Below are 16024 nucleotides of genomic sequence, written 5' to 3'. Positions count from 1 at the left end.
GTGCGGGATGAAGCGAAATATTCATGCCCACGCCGCGCCGGCGAACGCATGCAGCAGGCGTGCGCCTCGGCTGGCGCCAACAGCGCGCCGAGATCCGCGAGCGGCGAAACGATCACCGCGGCGGCGAAAAACGTCATCAGGAGATCGTCGAGCTGTTTCATGGGTCTACTGCGCCGATTGTCGAGCCTCAGACTGACACGGGACGCGTAGGCCTTCTGTGAGGCTCGTCACACTGTCGGGCTCGGGTCGTTCGGTTCAGCGCTCGGCTGTGTCGTCGGGGGGTTGCTTGAGGACTTTAATCGTCTCCTGGGTCTCAGCCACGTCCTGCTGCCACACTTCCTTGTCGGGGAACGCTTGCGCCATGCGCTCGGCGATTTCGAGCGCCTCCTCATACGCTTCGAGCGCGCCGTCGCGGTCGCCGGCGGCGAGCCTAATTGCCGCGATCTTCTGGAGAATGACCTCGATGTCCGGCTGGCGCATGATGTTATCCGGGTCAGCGTCGGCGACCTTCCGTGCGATCGATAGACTCTCCTTGTAGGCCGCAAGCGCGCCGGCCTGATCTCCCGCGGCATTCTGCATGATGCCGATCTGGTTCAGGCCGAGCAAAACGCTTCGCTGCCAATCGAGGTTCGTGGGATCGATCGCGGCGACCTTACGCGCAAACTCGAGCCGCTTGTCATAGGCGGCGCGGGCGCCGGCCAAGTCCCCCGCCATAAGTTTGGCGTAGCCAAGCTTGTTGAGCGAGATGGAGATGTCCTGGAGAAGCTCGCTCTTGTTCGGATGACGCTCGGCAAGCCGTCCGAGGATACGAAGCGACTCCTCGTGCGCTTTGATCGCAGCCGACGTATCGCCCACGGCATGCTTCGCCGAACCCAAAAAGCTGAAACCGGTGGCGAGATCCCGTTGCCAGGTGGCGTTGTCCGGATCAAGGGCCGCGAGACGACGTCGGGTCACGAGGCTTTCCTCATAGGCCTCGAGCGCACCTTGGCTATCCTCCGCCGCCAGCTTGACGTGCCCGACGCGCTCCAGGCCCACCGCTACGTCGCGTTCCCAATCGGTGTTGCCTTCGTGCTCGGCGGCGGTGCGCCGGCTAATGGCAAGCACTTCGTTGCAGGCTTCGAGTGCCCCTTGCGTATCGCCGATGTCCAGTTTGAGGTCGCATATCTTGCCGAGGCTGACCGGCGCGGTTTTCCACCATTCGCTGTCGGGTCCATCCTGCTCGGCGAGACGCCGCCTGATTGCGAGACTTTCCTCGTAAGCCGCGAACGCGCCCTTCCGGTCACCCATTTGCCGCTTCAGGTCGCCCATCCGCTCGAGATTGACGGTGATGTCGAACGCCGCCTGCTCATTGTCTTCGTCCTCAGCCGAGAGCGCTTCTCGGATCTCGAGGCTCTCCTCGTAGGCGGCGAGGGCGTCCGCCGTATTCCCCATGTCCCGCTTCGCGTCGCCGAGATGCACAAGGACAACGGAGAGATTGCGCTTGGCGTAACTGTTGCCGTCGTCTTTCGCGACCTCTTTCCGCGTCAGCGCCTCGGCTTCCTCGGCGTTCTTCAGCGCGGCTTCGAGATTTCCGGCGGCGAGATAGGTCTGAGCGAACTCATCGAGCATCGCCGTCTTGCTGCGAATGAGCTCGGGATTGTCCGGATCGGTCTCGGTGAGGCGCTCCACCGTGCTGCGGGCTTGGCCGAGAATCTTGTCGAGGCTCTCGACCCTGATACCCTCACGTCGCGCAAGCCCTGCGCGATCTGGAAGATCAGACCGTTCACCGTGTCCTTGGCCGCGGCGAAGTTCTGCTCGGCGCGCTCTTGCTGATACTTGGCGATAATGCCGGCCGTCACGGCGCCGATGGCGAGCACGAAGAGGAGGGCGGCGGCGCTCACCGCCAACGTCAGCGCGCGGCGCTGCTGGCGCACCTCCTGCGAGAGGAGATCTTCCTTCGGTAGACCGTGGATGGCGGCGGCGAAGTCGGCACCGAGCTCGATGAAACGGGCATTGCGCGGGTCGGCCCCATCACGGAAGGCGCGCAAGTCCACCCATTTCGGTTCGGCGGCGAACTTGCCCTTGAGCGCCTCGGTCAGGGGCGTGTCCGCGGTCCACTTGAAATCGCCCGCGGCGGTGTCCCAGGACAGATCGCCGTCCGTGCAGCCGATAAAGAGCGTGTCGGGGCTCTTGTTCGCGAGCCAGTACTCGATTTCCTTGCCGACCCAGGGAGAGGCAGCCGCCTCGGGCGAGGTGAGCAGAATGAGGTAGCGCGACTGGGATAGCGCCTGCTCGATCGACGGCCAAAGATGCGGCGTGGCCGAGAGGCTCGTGTCGTCGCGGAACACGCGCAAGCCGCGGCGGCGATACCACGGCTTGCCGAGCTTCTGGATCACCGCCTGAAGCGCGGCGGCGATCGGCTTGTCCTTGGCGTGGCTATAGGAAATGAAGGCGTCGTAGACGACCGGCACGCGCACTCTCCTGTTCGAACGAGACGATTATAGAGGCTCATCCCGCAGGGACCATGCCCCCTACCGCCTCTTTGTGAGGGTGCTCACAATGCGCCTCCGCCCCGCGCCCTATCTCCCTTCTTGTCGAAGGGGTCCCTAGCGCCTTCGGCCAACGAAAACCGACGTGTTCTGTTTCGCGTCCACCAATCGGCGTGGGACTTGCCCCACCGAGCCCCGCGCGGCGAGCTGAAAGGGGAAACAAGGGCCCGGGTCCGCTCCTGCCCGGCCTGTCAGCATCCCTCCCTTTTCAGCGACAGCGGGCGCAAGGTTTCCCCCGCCTTGCGCCCGCACTTTTTTCCGCTTTCGGGGTGTTGCGAGTGCGAGAGTGCAGTCGTGGTGAGGCGTTGAATGCCGCGAGAAGATCGCGCTTACGCTGCTCTATCAGCTTCCCAAGGACGCGTCCGTGCCGGTCCATCGGCGATCGACGCGGCGTCTTACCTGGTTCACGAGGCGGGAGGCGTGCCGCGTCAGACGCTTCGTTCGCGCTTCCTGCGCAAACTCATGGGGGTCGGGTTCGATCGGCCCACCGCCGGCGTCCCGCCACGTTTCCCAAAGGATTTGATCGAGCTCGTTGTCCCGCCTGATGGAGGCGATCATCGAGGGGGAGAGGTCACCTTCACCAAGCGGCTTCCAGGGTACGCGCTCCAGCCACTGATCGCTGGTGTTCCTGAGCGAGGCGCGCTCGGGCATTCCCAGGTCTCCGGCCAGGCGTGCGATCAGCTCGTCGCAGCGCGTGTGGTCGCCCACGAACGCGAAGCTGGAAAGAAAGCTGTTCGCTTGCGCAAATTTTTCGGCGGAGGACATCAAGACAAGGCGCGGCCGGGGGATCTCCGCGAATGTGTTCAGGATGAAGTGGGTGAGGAAGTCCGGCCTCCTTGAGCGATAGGCGATGTCCACCGCGTAGGGGCGCAGACCTTGAGAGAGATACCGCATCATGCGGTAGTTGTAGTGAGACAGAAACTGGCTGACGGGGTCACGAAGCAGGATGCTCCTGACAATGGGCCTGCCTAGGAAGTTTCGCTCGATGGAGCGGCCGACCCAGTGGCCGCCGACGACATCGAGCTTCTGCGGGCTGGGCATGTCGCCGATCTGATACTTGCTCAAGACGAGGCGACCGAGCCCCCTGCGCTTCGGCACGCGAAAATATCGCTCAGATGAAACAGCTGGGTCAGATGGTGGTGGACCGTCTGTCCGGCGCAGCGTGGGATGTGGAAGATGAGATGGAGCGGGCGCCGTGCCAGCTCATTCGGAGCGACGCATGCATCTTCCGGCAGTCTCGAACATGCCCAGTGTAGTCGGGAGTGGTTGGGCCGCTGGTTCATGCCTGTTTTTCACTTGGCTGTCCTGCCAAGCCGCAGGCACGTTGCGCACATGTCTTCTTTCGTGCGAGGCAGCAAAATGGTTACCCGTGGGAGGCGCGCTGTCAAAGCACGGAGGGCGTGTACCAGCCGCTACCTCTAGCTGCGCTTGACAATCGCATATCCGGTGGGCCTCTCATCTGGACAGAGCCCGACATCCGGCGAAGGCGCTCCAAATGTGTGGATTTGCGGGGTTTCTCGATCCCAAACGACGCTCCGGCGACAACGAGTTGCAAGCGCTCGCTTTGAGCATGGCCGGGGCCCTGCGACATCGTGGCCCCGATGCGCAAGGCGCGTGGGTGGACGAGGGAAGCGGCGTGGCCCTCGGTCACGCGCGGCTGTCGATCATCGATCTCAGTGCCGCGGGCGCCCAGCCGATGCACTCGGCCAACGGCCGGTTCGTGTTGTCCTACAACGGCGAGATCTACAACGCGGGCGAGTTGCGCGCCGAGCTTGAGCGCGCGGGTCACACATTCCGCGGGCATTCCGATACCGAGGTGCTGGTGGAGGGCTTCGCCGAGTGGGGGGTGTGCGGCACGATAGAGCGAACCATCGGGATGTTCGCCTTCGCTGCGTTCGACCGGAAGGAGCGCGTGCTGACGCTGGCGCGCGACCGCCTCGGGATCAAGCCTGTGTACTGGGGCCGCGTCGACGGACGCATGGTGTTCGCCTCGGAGATGAAGGCATTCGCGGCGCTGCCGGAGTTTGCGCCCGTGATCGACCGCCAGGCGCTCGCTTCGTATCTGTGCACCGGCTACGTGGCTGCTCCCGCGAGCATCTACAAAGACATCCAAAAGCTCGAGCCCGGGTCGCTGCTCGAAATCCGCGACGACGGTGAGACGCGCAGCGAGAAATATTGGTCGCTGCTCGACGTGGCGACGCGGGGGCAGGCCGCACTGCTTGACATTAACGATGAGGACGCCTGCGAGCGGCTGGAGACGCTTCTCACCGACGCCGTCACGCGGCGCATGGTGGCGGATGTGCCGCTCGGCGTGTTTCTCTCCGGCGGCATCGATTCCTCCACGGTGACCGCGCTGATGCAGGCGAACAGCCCTTCGCCGGTCAAGAGCTTCTCCATCGGCTTCCACGAGGCGGACTACAACGAGGCGGCGCAGGCAAAAGCGGTCGCGGCGCATCTCGGCACCGATCACACCGAGCTCTACGTCACGGCGGAGGAGGCGCAAGACGCGTGCCGAGCTGCCGGAGATCTACAATGAGCCGTTTGCGGATGTGTCGCAGATCCCGACCTTTCTCGTCTCCGAGATGACGCGGAAGCACGTCACCGTGGCGCTCTCCGGCGACGGGGGCGATGAGCTGTTCGCGGGCTATAACCGCTACGGCCAGGGCTTGCGGGTGGCCCGCGCGCTGCAGATGCTGCCGGGACGCTTGCGGGGTGTGTGTCACGGATGATCGGGGCGCTGCCGCCATCCACATGGGATCGTGTGTTCGGTCTCGTGCTGCGGGGATGCGGCCGCGGCAGGTGGGCGAGAAGCTGCAGAAGCTGTCGGCGGTTCTCGGCGAGGACGCGGAGGATTATTACCGCACGCTGATCTCGCCCTGGGGACACGCGTGGTCCTTGGTCAAGGGTGCTGCGCGGCCTGAGCCGCCGGCGTCAGCGAAAAGGTGAGGTCGCGCTTCGAGGACGAGCTGTCGTGGATGCAGTACGCCGACAGCGTCACCTATTTGCCGGACGACATCCTCACCAAGGTCGACCGCGCTTCGATGGCGGTGTCGTTGGAGGCGCGTGTGCCGCTGCTCGACCACCGGGTCGTCAGCTTCGCGTGGCAGCTCCCCGACGACTTCAAGATCCGCGACGGACAGGGGAAGTGGCTGCTGCGGCAGCTGCTGCACAAATATGTGCCCGAGACACTCGTGGCGCGACCCAAGATGGGCTTCGGCGTGCCGATCGATGCCTGGCTCAAGGGGCCGCTGAAGGAGTGGGCCGCCGATCTGCTCGATCCGCACGCCATGTCCCGCGCTGGTTTCTTGGACCCCGGGCCTATCCAGGAGAAATGGGCGGAGCATTTGTCGGGGCGCCGCAACTGGCAGCATTTTCTGTGGAACGTGCTGATGTTCGAGGCGTGGTTCCATGCGCAGAAGGGGTATAGGCCCTCTTCTGCCTCTAATCGTGTGTGAGGTTGTGGCTTTAAGCGGATCAATTATTAAGACGGGGGTGCTAGACACCCGGAGGGAGCGCCAAATATACCTTTTGGACGGCCAGTTTTGTTGACAGCCACGAGGCGCGTATGCAGATCGCACGGATCTTGGTAATAGGGGCAGCGGTTTTTTGCCTTAGTGGTTGCGCCGACTTGCCGTCTCCGGGAGAATCACATCTGCAGCTAATTCGTAGCTACGACGATGCTCTGACACAAAGCGAACGAGCGGAGATCATCGAAGAGCTCAAGGCCGAAAAGACTACGCAAGCGACTTCTAAGGAAGAAAACTAACGGGGCGCATCCTGCGTCGTGGCGGCCGTTGAGGCGTTGGAATTCCCGGCCTGGACGAAGCGGATGGGGTTCGCTATGCCCACGCCTGGAAACCGGCGATAGTTTCCGCGATCTGGCCTCGCCAGGCGCGCACCGGAGGCATGAGTTTGGCCGAGAAAGTAGCGTTCATCACCGGCGTCACGGGGCAAGACGGCGCCTATCTCTCGGAGTTGCTGCTCTCGAAGGGCTACCGGGTGCACGGCATCAAGCGGCGCTCGTCCTCGTTCAACACGGAGCGGGTAGATCACCTCTACGAGGACCCCCACAACAACGATCCGCGCTTCCGCATGCATTACGGCGACCTGACCGACGCCACAAATCTCATCAGGCTCGTGCAAGAGGTCCAGCCGGACGAGATCTACAATCTCGCGGCGCAAAGCCACGTGGCGGTGAGCTTCGAGACGCCGGAATACACGGCGAACTCAGACGCCATGGGGACGCTGCGTCTCCTTGAGGCGATCCGCATTCTCGGGCTTGAGGCAAAGGCCCGCTTCTACCAGGCCTCGACCTCGGAGCTTTACGGCAAGGTGCAAGAGGTGCCGCAGCGGGAGACGACGCCGTTCTATCCGCGCTCGCCTTATGCCGCCGCCAAGCTCTACGCCTTCTGGATCACGGTGAATTACCGCGAGGCCTACGGCATGCATGCCTCGAACGGCATCCTGTTCAACCACGAGAGCCCGATCCGCGGCGAGACCTTCGTGACGCGCAAGATAACCCGCGCCGTGGCAGCCATCGAGGCGGGTGCGCAGGACTGCCTATACCTCGCAAATCTCGACGCCAAGCGCGACTGGGGTCACGCGCGGGACTACGTGGAGGGAATGTGGCGCATTCTCCAGCAGGAGACGCCGGACGATTATGTTCTCGCGACCGGCGAGATGCATTCGGTGCGCGAGTTTGTGGAGCTCGCCTTCGCCGAGCTCGACTGCCCCATCGAATGGAAGGGCGAAGGCGTCGACGAGGTGGGCATCGATACCCGGAACGGTCGCGTGCTGATCCGCATCGATCCGCGCTACTTCCGCCCCACGGAGGTCGAGGAGCTGCTCGGCGATCCGAGCAAGGCGAAGCGGGTGCTCGGCTGGGAGCACAAGACGCCCTTCAAGGAACTGGTGTCCGAGATGGTCGCCTCCGATATGCGCAGCTTCAGAGGAAGCAATCTTCTTCTGCGGCGCGCCGTCGCCGAGTGAGGCTGCCGCGAGAGTTGCTGCCGTGGCTGGCCTTTCGCTTTCGCCGCGCGGGCAAGGACGCGCCGCCGACCTTCTTCTTTCACATCCCGAAATGCGCCGGCTCCAGCGTGTGGGCGTCGCTCTACGACATCTACGGAACGCGCCATATCTATCACGCAAACAGCCGGCGGCGCCGGGAGAGATTTGCCGACATGCCGCGCGATGCCCGTCTTGCCTACGCGGCCGTCGGCGGCCACGCGCCACTCAGCTACTTCCGCGAGCATCTCGGCGGCATGGGGCGCTATCATAAGATCGTTACGCTACGCGATCCCGTCGACCGCGCGATCTCCGAATACAACTACATCCGCGCGCAAGCCTCCCATCCCCGCAACAAAGAGGTGTCGCTGCAAAGCCTAACAAAGTTCGCCGAAAGCCTCCGGCCGGACCGCCAGGTCACGCTGCTCACCGGACGCGGCGACGACGTCGAAGGCGCGGTCGAGATCGTGACGCGGTTCTTCGACGATTGGGCGTTCAGCGCCGGCGTCGACGATCTGGTGCAGCGGCTCTATCGGGTGACCGGCGTCGAGCCCCGCCCCGCGATGCACAAGACAGGCGCCTCCGGTCCGCGACGCGCGGACCTCGATGCGGCGACGCTTCGGTTGCTGCAAGACCGCAACCGCAACGACCTCGCGCTGATCGCGGCGCTGAAGGAACGCCGCGCTCAGTAGCCGTATCTCAGGCGCAACGGCCAGGTGAGCGCCGCGACCAAAGTTTGCTGGCCGGCGGGCATCGCTGACTTCCAGCGGGCATCCTCGCGAATTTCGGCGGGCTTTATGCTCTCGTACCGGCTTTGGTTGCCGCGGAGCTGGTGCCGGTTCCCGTGCACCTCCGCCCCGGGCGTGGCCCCGCCCTGTGTAGGAAGCGCCGCGGACAGCGTCGCGAGACACTCGGCAGGCGACCGGGCGATGTCCTCGTACCGCTCGCGCTGATACTGCTTCGGGTAGAGCAGGCCAAAAACCTCGCAACTCAGATTAGCGGACCACCACCCGAACGCGGTGCGCAGGTGACGCAGGGACGGAAACCTCACCACGCCGCCGCGCTTGCGGGTGCCGCCGGCGTTCGACCAGCACACGGCGCGCGGGTTGCGAACCACATGCACGAGATGGAATTGGTCACCGAGTTTTCGCCGCAGCGTGAAGGGGGCGCCGAGCGAGCCCCAGGCGGTCTTCGAGGAATCGACCATGAATGCATAGCGGCCGGCGGTGCGATCGAGCAGCGCCAGCGTCAGGCCCGCGTGGCTCATGCCGCGCGGCCCCTTGGGCGTTTGATAAAACGACCCCCAGACATCGCAGTCCCGCCGGGACTTGCCGCAGGTGCAGCCGCGGTCGAGGCGTTCGCGCAGGCACGAAACGACTTCGCCGCAGGAAGAATGTCGGGCCGCGTGGCGAGAAGGGATTCAAGCAGCGTGGTGCCGCTCCGCCCGTAGCCGCCGATATAGATGAGCGAGGTCACACGGGGCCTCGCTCCGCGCGGGCCGGAGCCCTCGTCAAGCCGCGCCCACGTCGGAGCCGGCTTCGCCGAATTCATGGCGATACCACGCATACGTTTGCTTCAAGCCTTCCGTGAGGCTGTAATTCGGCGTCCACCCGAGAGCGGCGAGGCGCGTGCTGTCCAAGGCCTTACGCGGCGAACCGTCGGGCTTGGACCTGTCGAACACGAGCTTGCCGTCATAACCGATCACGCCAGAAAGGATATTGGCGAGTTCGGCGATCGAGACTTCCTGGCCCGAGCCGACATTGATGTGCTCGGCCTCGTCGTAGGTCTTGAGCAGGAAGACGATGGCGGAGGCGAGATCATCCACATGCATGAACTCCCGCAGCGGCGTTCCCGTGCCCCAAATCTCTACGCTCGGCCTGCGTTCGCGTGCCGCCGCGTCGATCTTGCGCATCAAGGCGGGGATGACGTGGCTCGTGTTGAGGTCGAAATTGTCGCCGGGCCCGTAGAGATTGGTCGGCATGGCCGCGATGTAGGAGCGGCCGTACTGCGCGCGATAGGCGCGGCACAGCATGATGCCGGCGATCTTTGCGACCGCGTACCACTGGTTGGTCGGCTCAAGTGGGCCGGTCAGCAGCGCGTCCTCGCGCATGGGCTGCGGCGCCTCGCGCGGATAGATGCAAGACGAGCCAAGAAACAGCAGCCGGTCGATGCCGCATTCATGCGCGCCGCTGATCAGGTTCGACTCGATCAGGAGATTGTCGTTGAGGAAGTCGACGGGATAGGTGGAGTTGGCGAGGATGCCGCCGACGGTGGCCGCGGCGACGATCACGGCGTCGGGAACGGTGTCCTTGAGAAACACTTTGGTGGCGGCTTGGTCTCTCAGGTCGAGGTCGGCCCGTGAGGCGGTTAAGACGTTCGCGCCTTCTCGGATGAGATGTTGCGTGACCGCGCGTCCGACCAGCCCCCGATGGCCTGCGACAAAGACGTTCTTTCCGGCGATCTCGAACTGCGGTGCCATCTGAGCCAAATTTGTGCTGAAGTCGTCCGTCTATTCGTCGGAACTGGCTAGCGTATTCGGTTCGGCACTTCAACACGCCTGGGTCTGCCGTCTCGCAGCGGGCGGTGGTCAGGGCCTTGTTTTGCCTCGTTTCCGACGCCTTGCTATGATGGAAGAGCTGCGTTAGACCCGCGCCTTGCAACAGGGGGGCGCCGCCCTTACCGGGCCGTCGTGCCGGACCACACCGCCAATGGAAACGCTAGTGGATAGTCCCGCGCCCGGGGAGGGGCAACGCTCGGTCGTCGCTCCCAAGAAAGACACCGGCGATACCGGCGCGATCCGGGGGCGTCCTTCCATCCTGGTGCTGTTCCAAGATCTCGTGGCCGCCTTCAAGGCGCCCGGCTTCTGGCTCTACGGCGCGTGGATCGACACCAGTCTCCGCCACCGCTCCCAGGCACTGGGCGCCTTCTGGATGGTGTCCGGGACCTTGGCGTTCGTGCTCATCCTCGGCACGCTCTACTCGCAGGTGCTTCTGCGGCCCGGAGCGGACACCCAAATCTACTACGCACATATCGCGACGGGCTTCGTTCTGTGGATCTTCATTCAGCAGTCGCTGCAGCAGAGCTCGCAAGTCTACAAGAAAAGCCGCGACATGATCCAGAACGGCTACGTGAAGTACGTGGACTACGTGCTCCGCCTGTTCAGCGGTCATCTCATTAGCCTCGGCTACAATCTGTTGATCGTCGTCGGCGCGATCCTGCTCACACCCGTGCACGTCACCGCTGCGGACTTCATACTTCTGCTCACCGTGCCGCTCTTCTTTCTGGCCGTCCTTGGCGTGTGCTTTCTATTGAGCGTCGTCGGCGCCCGCTATCCCGACATTGGAGAGCTCATGCGGACCGTGCTGCGGCTCTTCTTCTTCATCACGCCGATCATCTGGATGCCCTCCATGGGGAAGGGCGCCGCCATCGGCGCGTTCATCTACCTCAACCCCTTCTACTACTTGCTCGAGATCATTCGCGGGCCGCTGGTTTACGGCGTCGTTCCGTGGCTCGAGATCGGCGTCGTAGCTGCTGCGATTCCGATCATCTGGCTCTTGGCGGCGCTGGCTTACGCCCGCGCCAAGCCTTACTTTGCCTTGTGGATCTGACGGGACGCGATGAGTAGCTCCATTTGTGCCCAGAATATGCATTTCAGCATCCCGAGCGCGACGCGGATCGATAAGTCGCTGCGGCGCAATCCGATCGCTGCCGTGCGAAACCTCGTGACACGAGGGAAGTCTAGGAGGTTCAAGCCCCTGCTCCACGACATGAGTTTCGAGTTCCGCGCAGGGGACCGCGTTGGTCTGATCGGCCAGAACGGGGCCGGCAAAACGACGCTGTTGCGACTGCTCGCGGGCGTGCTGGTACCGAGCGCAGGGGGGCTGGAGATCAGAGGCGTGACCCAGAACCTGCTCAACGTCTCCATGGGCATGCAGTCCGACGCGACGGGTCTCGAAAACATCTATCTACGCGGCTACAGCGCCGGACTGTCCGGTCAAGAAATCACGCGTCGGATTCCGGAGATACTTGAATTCTCCGAACTCGAACCGGTGATCCACGATCCGGTCCGTACCTACTCATCCGGCATGCGGATGAGGCTGGCCTTTGCCGTGGCGACCTCCGCCAAGCCTGAAATCCTGCTGCTGGACGAGTGGATCAGTGCCGGCGACCGCTTCTTCGTGGAGCGCTCGAGGGAGCGGCTGCGCAGCCACATCAATTCGAGCGAGATCCTAGTCTTCGCCAGCCACAACCCGCAGACGTTGAAGGAGCTGTGCAGCCGCGGTCTCGTGCTCAAGAATGGCTCGGTGGTGTTCGACGGAGACATTGAGGCGGCGTTGGCATTCTACGAATCCGACGACTATCAGGCGATCGAGCTTCCGGCGCGTGGCGAAAGCCGCAAGGGCGCGAAGAGGGCGCGATGACGGCGGGGCGGATGCGAGAGCAGACCACGATCGAGTACGACGACGCCGGTGTCGTGAAAACCATCTTCACGCTGCCGCCGACGAAGAGCCCCGCCACACCAAGCGTGTATGTCTTCTCCCTGCCGAAAGCGGGTTCCGTGCTGCTTGATAACATCATGCGCGGCTTGTCGGAGCAGGTGGGCGTCACCTACGTTTCGCTGATGGGCGAGTTCTTTAAGCTTGGCCTCGCCGAGCAGGACGTTCCCAGCACTACCTCGAACGTTTTTGCAGACAACGGCTATTGCTTTGGTGGCTTTCGTGCCTTTCCGAAGACGTTCGAGATTCCAAACCTCGTGACCCGGCAGTCGATCTTCCTGCTGCGCGATCCGCGTGACATGCTGGTTTCGCACTACTTTTCGATGCGATCGAGCCATCCGGACCCCGGAAAGATTCTGACAACGAGCAGGCAGTCACTGCCGCGTCGAGATAAGGCGTTGGTGATGAGCGTCGACGAGTATGCGCTCGATCTCGCGAGCTATTACGTGCGGCAACTCAGCCGCTACATTGACGTCTTCAAGGATCACCCGGAGAACTTCACCGTGTTCCGCTACGAGGACGTTATCTTCGAGAAGCGGGCCTGGGTTTCAGACATCTGCAGGGCGTTTAACTGGAACGTCAGCGAGCGCGCCAGAAACAAGATCGCGGACAAGAACGATGTCGTTCCAAGTGCCGAGAACGAGGCCCAGCACATCCGGCAGGTGACGCCGGGCGACGGCATGCGGAAGCTTCAGCCGGAAACAATCGAAAAACTGAACGAATTGTTCGAGCCGCAGCTTGCCCATTTCGGCTATAGCCCGGAGGTGGCTGCGCGTTAGGTCCGCTAGTGCCGCCACCAATCGGGGTCTGTCTCGTAACCGAATTCTATTAGGAGTTCGGTGGCGCCCGTTTCGTGAAATGCCCGCTTGGCCGCCGCGTCCCAAGCCTCGCGCCAGCTCGATCCCTGCCGGTTGAGCGACCACTCATGGAACATGCTGCCGGGCTCGAATGTCTGCCCGAAACCCCACTGGTCGTTGACGGCTGGCTGCGACTTGATGCGCTCGGCGACCGTGTCGCGTTCCTTGAACAATTGGGAGAGATGGGCACGAGGCAGCCTGTTCCCGGGATCGAAGAAATCAACGATGCCGATGAACGTCTCGTCGCTCGCGACCAAGTCCTCGTATCGGACCAAGAATTTGTCTGGGCCCGGGAGGAGCTGCATCAAATTCCTTGCGTGCGTGGCCCAGTCGCCGAAGACATAGGACTGGGACACCCAGCGAATGAAGTCCGCCAGTTCTGACTTGTCGGAGAAGCTGTGCTGTCTATTCTGCAGTGTCATAAACGCTAGCGAGATGGTGGTGTCGCGCCCGTCGCGCACGACGAGGACGCAGCGATCATTCTTGTAATGTAAATGTGCACGTGGTCCTTGATCAGTCGCGGCAGGGGATAGGTCTTGGGATAGATGCGCTTGGAGAAAGGCGCGTAGCCCTCTTTCATGGCGCTGAAGATCTGACCAGATGTCGCATTGGCCGCGAGCCGCGTCGCCAGCGTGTTGCCGCTGCGCGGATAACTCACGAAGTAGGCGAGCGGCACGGCCGATACCGTGCGGGCTTGGATGTCGTTCTGTCCATGTTGATAGATTTTCTTGAGGATGGGCCGAAGCTTCTTGTTGATGCGCTGCCCCGTCGCCTCGTCCAAGAATAAGAAAGACAGATGGAGCAGTCCGAGCAAATATTCGAGGCGCTCGAAATCGTTGTGCCGCATCGCCTCATCGACTTCGAGCAAAGCCTGCCGCACCAGCCGGTTCTGCCGCCCGGCCTTGGCGGCTTGGCGCGTCGGCTGGAGCTCTTGGATCATTCCCAGCGAGCGGCGGACTGCCCTCAGCAGCCGATCCGTCACTTGTGTCTTGAGCAAGGGTCTCTCTCCGGCGGGTGCGGCTTAAAGCAATGCTTATCGAGCGCTGCAGCCGTCTGTGTCAAATCTCCTTTGGAATTCGGGTGTTAACCCTGCGGGTCGATTATGAAAGCCCGATTGACATTGCCGCGCCCCCCGGGGATGACTCGCTCTTCCGATGAGGGGGTCTTGCGGCCAATGTTTCGATGCCAGTGGTTTAACCCCGCTCGTCATTCTTTCGCCGGCCAAGACGAGACGCGAGGACGAAATTGATGGCTCCGCTTTGCATTCCCGTAATCATGTGCGGTGGCGCCGGAACCCGCGTTTGGCCCGAATCCCGCGAGACCTTGCCTAAGCAGTTCATTCCCTTGGTCGGCGACCAGTCGACCTTTCAGCGCATCGTGTCGTTGATTTCGGATAGCAGCGTCTTCGCGACGCCGATCATCCTCACCAATCGCGACTATCGCTTCCTGGTGGCGGAGCAGCTAGACGAGCTCGGGGTCAAGGGCACCATCGTGCTCGAGCCGGAGCGGCGGGATTCCGGGCCCGCGGTGGCGGCCGCGGCGGTGCTTGCCGCGCAGAACGGTCCTGACACCGTCGTCGCCATGTTCGCTGCCGACCACATCTACGAGAAGCCGCAAGCCTTTTTGGAGCGCTGCAAGGAGGCCGCCAAGACGGCGGCACGCGGGCATATCGTCAGCTTTGGCATCAAGCCGTCCCATCCGGCCACCAATTTCGGCTACATCCGGCCCGGCGCCCCGATTGCGGGCACCGCCGCCCGCAAGGTCGAGGCGTTCGTCGAGAAGCCCGACGCCTTCACCGCGGAGCAATATATCGGCGAAGGCTATCTGTGGAACTCAGGCAACTTCGTGTTTCCTGCCGAGGTCATGCGCAATGAGGTGGCGAAATTCGAACCCGAGATGGCGGCGTCTGTCGAGGAGGCCGTGGCCAAGGCGAAGACCGATCTCGATTTCCTGGTGCTCGACGACACAAGCTTCGGGCGCGCCACCAAGAAGTCTATCGACTACGCCGTGATGGAACGGACAAACCGCGCCGCGGTGCTCGAAGCCGACATGGGCTGGTCCGATCTCGGCACGTGGAGCTCGGCGCTCTCCTTCACGCCGCACGATGAGGAAGGCAATTCCGTGCGCGGCGACGGCGTCACGCTCGACTGCCGCAACGTGCATGTGCGCTCCACCGAGATCCTGACTGCCGCGGTGGGGCTCGAGGATGTGATCGTGGTCACCACGCCCGACGCGGTGCTGGTGCTCAACGCCAACGAGGCGGACAAGGTCAAGGCGCTGGTCGACGATCTGAAGCGCAGAAATCGCCGCGAAGTGATCGAGCACCGGAGGGTCTATCGCCCCTGGGGCTACTACCAGAGCGTCGATGAGGGCGCGCGCTACCAGGTCAAGCGCATCCTGGTGCGTCCCGGCGGCCGTCTCTCCTTGCAGAAGCATTTTCACCGCGCCGAGCACTGGATCGTGGTGAAGGGCACCGCCGAGGTCACCCGCGGCGAGGACGTTGTCCAGGTTCATGAGAACGAGTCGATCTACCTGCCGATCGGCTGCCAGCACCGCCTGTCGAACCCCGGCAAGATCGACCTCGAGTTGATCGAGGTGCAGACCGGCAGCTATCTCGGCGAAGATGACATCGTGCGCTCGAGGACATCTACAATCGCGTCTGACGCCAGCGCCGGAAGTGAGACAGTGGCACTGCGGTTCTCCATCATCACGCCGACCTTCAACCGCCGCGACATGCTCGTGGAGGCGCTCGACAGCGTGGCGCGGCAAGACTGGCCCGAGATCGAGCATATCATCGTGGATGGGGGCTCGACCGACGGAACCTTGGACCTTGTCGGGGGCCGCCCCGAGCTTCGCCTAATCGGCGGCCCGGACCAGGGCGTTTACGACGCCCTCAACAAGGGCATCTCTGCGGCGACCGGCGAGATCGTCTGCTTCCTAAATTCGGATGACATGTTCGAGCCCGGTGCCCTCTCGGCCGCCGCCGCGGGCTTTTCGAACGCACCCGATTGCGACAGCGTCTGCGGCGCGGCGCGGCTCACAGCGGTCGGCGAAGCAATCGAGGTCTACGACCGCGAGGAAGACAAGCGCCTCACCTCGCGCGGACTGCGCTGCTCGGCGCCTCGATGATCAACGCGCG

General features: G+C 63.2%; 15 protein-coding genes and 2 pseudogenes. 10 read left to right on the top strand and 7 right to left on the bottom strand.

The genetic code is table 11. From position 1 onward, the window contains the following. Positions 1 to 255: 255 nt before the first annotated feature. The 3 genes from AUC71_RS12945 to AUC71_RS12940 form a co-directional block, all read right to left on the bottom strand. Positions 256 to 1668, bottom strand: a complete 1413-nt coding sequence (locus AUC71_RS12945) for a tetratricopeptide repeat protein (RefSeq protein ID WP_069624592.1) — start codon at positions 1666 to 1668, stop codon at positions 256 to 258. After that, positions 1551 to 2450 carry a toll/interleukin-1 receptor domain-containing protein gene (locus tag AUC71_RS18015; RefSeq protein ID WP_158007841.1) on the bottom strand — a complete coding sequence of 300 codons (900 nt, stop codon included), beginning with the start codon at positions 2448 to 2450 and terminating at the stop codon, positions 1551 to 1553. The genes AUC71_RS12945 and AUC71_RS18015 overlap by 118 nt, the downstream gene beginning before the upstream one ends. Before the next feature lie 420 nt (positions 2451 to 2870). Then, positions 2871 to 3593, bottom strand: coding sequence for a hypothetical protein (locus AUC71_RS12940; RefSeq protein ID WP_204376724.1), 723 nt, complete (start codon positions 3591 to 3593; stop codon positions 2871 to 2873). A gap of 430 nt (positions 3594 to 4023) precedes the next feature. On the opposite strand from AUC71_RS12940, the pseudogene asnB reads away from it, so the two are divergent. The 5 genes and pseudogenes from asnB to AUC71_RS12920 all read left to right on the top strand — a co-directional run bounded on the left by asnB (position 4024) and on the right by AUC71_RS12920 (position 8224). Then, positions 4024 to 5257: pseudogene (asnB, locus tag AUC71_RS18840) on the top strand (asparagine synthase (glutamine-hydrolyzing)). A gap of 70 nt (positions 5258 to 5327) precedes the next feature. Continuing rightward, positions 5328 to 5474, top strand: a complete 147-nt coding sequence (locus AUC71_RS19680; protein ID WP_204376721.1) for a hypothetical protein — start codon at positions 5328 to 5330, stop codon at positions 5472 to 5474. Beyond that, positions 5471 to 5983, top strand: a complete 513-nt coding sequence (locus AUC71_RS18835; RefSeq protein ID WP_244500953.1) for an asparagine synthetase B family protein — start codon at positions 5471 to 5473, stop codon at positions 5981 to 5983. The genes AUC71_RS19680 and AUC71_RS18835 overlap by 4 nt, the downstream gene beginning before the upstream one ends. A gap of 451 nt (positions 5984 to 6434) precedes the next feature. After that, positions 6435 to 7517 (top strand): GDP-mannose 4,6-dehydratase, encoded by a 1083-nt coding sequence (gene gmd / locus AUC71_RS12925; protein WP_069624589.1) that lies wholly within the window; start codon positions 6435 to 6437, stop codon positions 7515 to 7517. Further along, complete coding sequence (locus tag AUC71_RS12920) at positions 7514 to 8224, top strand: sulfotransferase family 2 domain-containing protein (protein ID WP_069624588.1); 711 nt, start codon at positions 7514 to 7516, stop codon at positions 8222 to 8224. The genes gmd and AUC71_RS12920 overlap by 4 nt, the downstream gene beginning before the upstream one ends. Here AUC71_RS12920 and AUC71_RS12915 read toward each other — a convergent pair. Both AUC71_RS12915 and AUC71_RS12910 read right to left on the bottom strand, forming a co-directional pair. Continuing rightward, positions 8218 to 8799, bottom strand: a complete 582-nt coding sequence (locus AUC71_RS12915; RefSeq protein WP_069624587.1) for a hypothetical protein — start codon at positions 8797 to 8799, stop codon at positions 8218 to 8220. The two genes, AUC71_RS12920 and AUC71_RS12915, sit on opposite strands and share 7 nt — an antisense overlap. Before the next feature lie 243 nt (positions 8800 to 9042). Continuing rightward, positions 9043 to 10011 carry a GDP-L-fucose synthase family protein gene (locus AUC71_RS12910; protein WP_069624586.1) on the bottom strand — a complete coding sequence of 323 codons (969 nt, stop codon included), beginning with the start codon at positions 10009 to 10011 and terminating at the stop codon, positions 9043 to 9045. 229 nt (positions 10012 to 10240) lie between these two features. On the opposite strand from AUC71_RS12910, the gene AUC71_RS12905 reads away from it, so the two are divergent. Genes AUC71_RS12905 through AUC71_RS12895 form a run of 3 tightly spaced genes read left to right on the top strand, consistent with a single transcriptional unit; the run spans position 10241 to position 12807 of the window. Next, positions 10241 to 11140 (top strand): ABC transporter permease, encoded by a 900-nt coding sequence (locus tag AUC71_RS12905; protein WP_069624585.1) that lies wholly within the window; start codon positions 10241 to 10243, stop codon positions 11138 to 11140. A gap of 9 nt (positions 11141 to 11149) precedes the next feature. Next, entirely contained in the window at positions 11150 to 11953 is an 804-nt protein-coding gene (locus tag AUC71_RS12900) for an ATP-binding cassette domain-containing protein (protein WP_083238354.1), read from the top strand. Beyond that, positions 11950 to 12807: a sulfotransferase domain-containing protein gene (locus tag AUC71_RS12895; protein WP_083238353.1), complete on the top strand. Its 858-nt coding sequence runs from the start codon at positions 11950 to 11952 to the stop codon at positions 12805 to 12807. The genes AUC71_RS12900 and AUC71_RS12895 overlap by 4 nt, the downstream gene beginning before the upstream one ends. 5 nt (positions 12808 to 12812) lie before the next feature. On the opposite strand, the gene AUC71_RS19675 is transcribed toward AUC71_RS12895, so the two are convergent. Together AUC71_RS19675 and AUC71_RS22395 are read right to left on the bottom strand one after the other, a co-directional pair. After that, positions 12813 to 13346 (bottom strand): sulfotransferase family protein, encoded by a 534-nt coding sequence (locus AUC71_RS19675; RefSeq protein ID WP_069624582.1) that lies wholly within the window; start codon positions 13344 to 13346, stop codon positions 12813 to 12815. Next, positions 13313 to 13882: a hypothetical protein gene (locus AUC71_RS22395; RefSeq protein ID WP_158007838.1), complete on the bottom strand. Its 570-nt coding sequence runs from the start codon at positions 13880 to 13882 to the stop codon at positions 13313 to 13315. The genes AUC71_RS19675 and AUC71_RS22395 overlap by 34 nt, the downstream gene beginning before the upstream one ends. Positions 13883 to 14133: 251 nt before the next feature. Between AUC71_RS22395 and AUC71_RS12880 the strand changes: the two are divergent. Beyond that, positions 14134 to 15548: pseudogene (locus tag AUC71_RS12880) on the top strand (mannose-1-phosphate guanylyltransferase/mannose-6-phosphate isomerase). Between the two features lie 22 nt (positions 15549 to 15570). Continuing rightward, positions 15571 to 16014: a glycosyltransferase gene (locus AUC71_RS21430; protein ID WP_069624580.1), complete on the top strand. Its 444-nt coding sequence runs from the start codon at positions 15571 to 15573 to the stop codon at positions 16012 to 16014. Positions 16015 to 16024 lie beyond the last annotated feature (10 nt).

It is taken from the genome of Methyloceanibacter marginalis, from assembly GCF_001723295.1.
In the GTDB taxonomy this organism is placed as follows: Bacteria; Pseudomonadota; Alphaproteobacteria; order Rhizobiales; family Methyloligellaceae; genus Methyloceanibacter; species Methyloceanibacter marginalis.
The sequence above is the reverse complement of the archived record's forward strand: the minus strand, read 5'-3'. Positions and strand labels throughout refer to the sequence as shown.

What these genes read in the sequence shown, in the direction of transcription:
- AUC71_RS12900 (WP_083238354.1), top strand. Translation starts at nt 11,150, where the DNA reads ATGAGTAGCTCCATTTGTGCCCAGAATATGCATTTCAGCATCCCGAGC.
- AUC71_RS12905 (WP_069624585.1), top strand. Translation starts at nt 10,241, where the DNA reads ATGGAAACGCTAGTGGATAGTCCCGCGCCCGGGGAGGGGCAACGCTCG.
- gmd (WP_069624589.1), top strand. Translation starts at nt 6,435, where the DNA reads ATGAGTTTGGCCGAGAAAGTAGCGTTCATCACCGGCGTCACGGGGCAA.
- AUC71_RS12910 (WP_069624586.1), bottom strand. Translation starts at nt 10,011, where the DNA reads ATGGCACCGCAGTTCGAGATCGCCGGAAAGAACGTCTTTGTCGCAGGC.
- AUC71_RS12895 (WP_083238353.1), top strand. Translation starts at nt 11,950, where the DNA reads ATGACGGCGGGGCGGATGCGAGAGCAGACCACGATCGAGTACGACGAC.
- AUC71_RS12915 (WP_069624587.1), bottom strand. Translation starts at nt 8,799, where the DNA reads ATGAGCCACGCGGGCCTGACGCTGGCGCTGCTCGATCGCACCGCCGGC.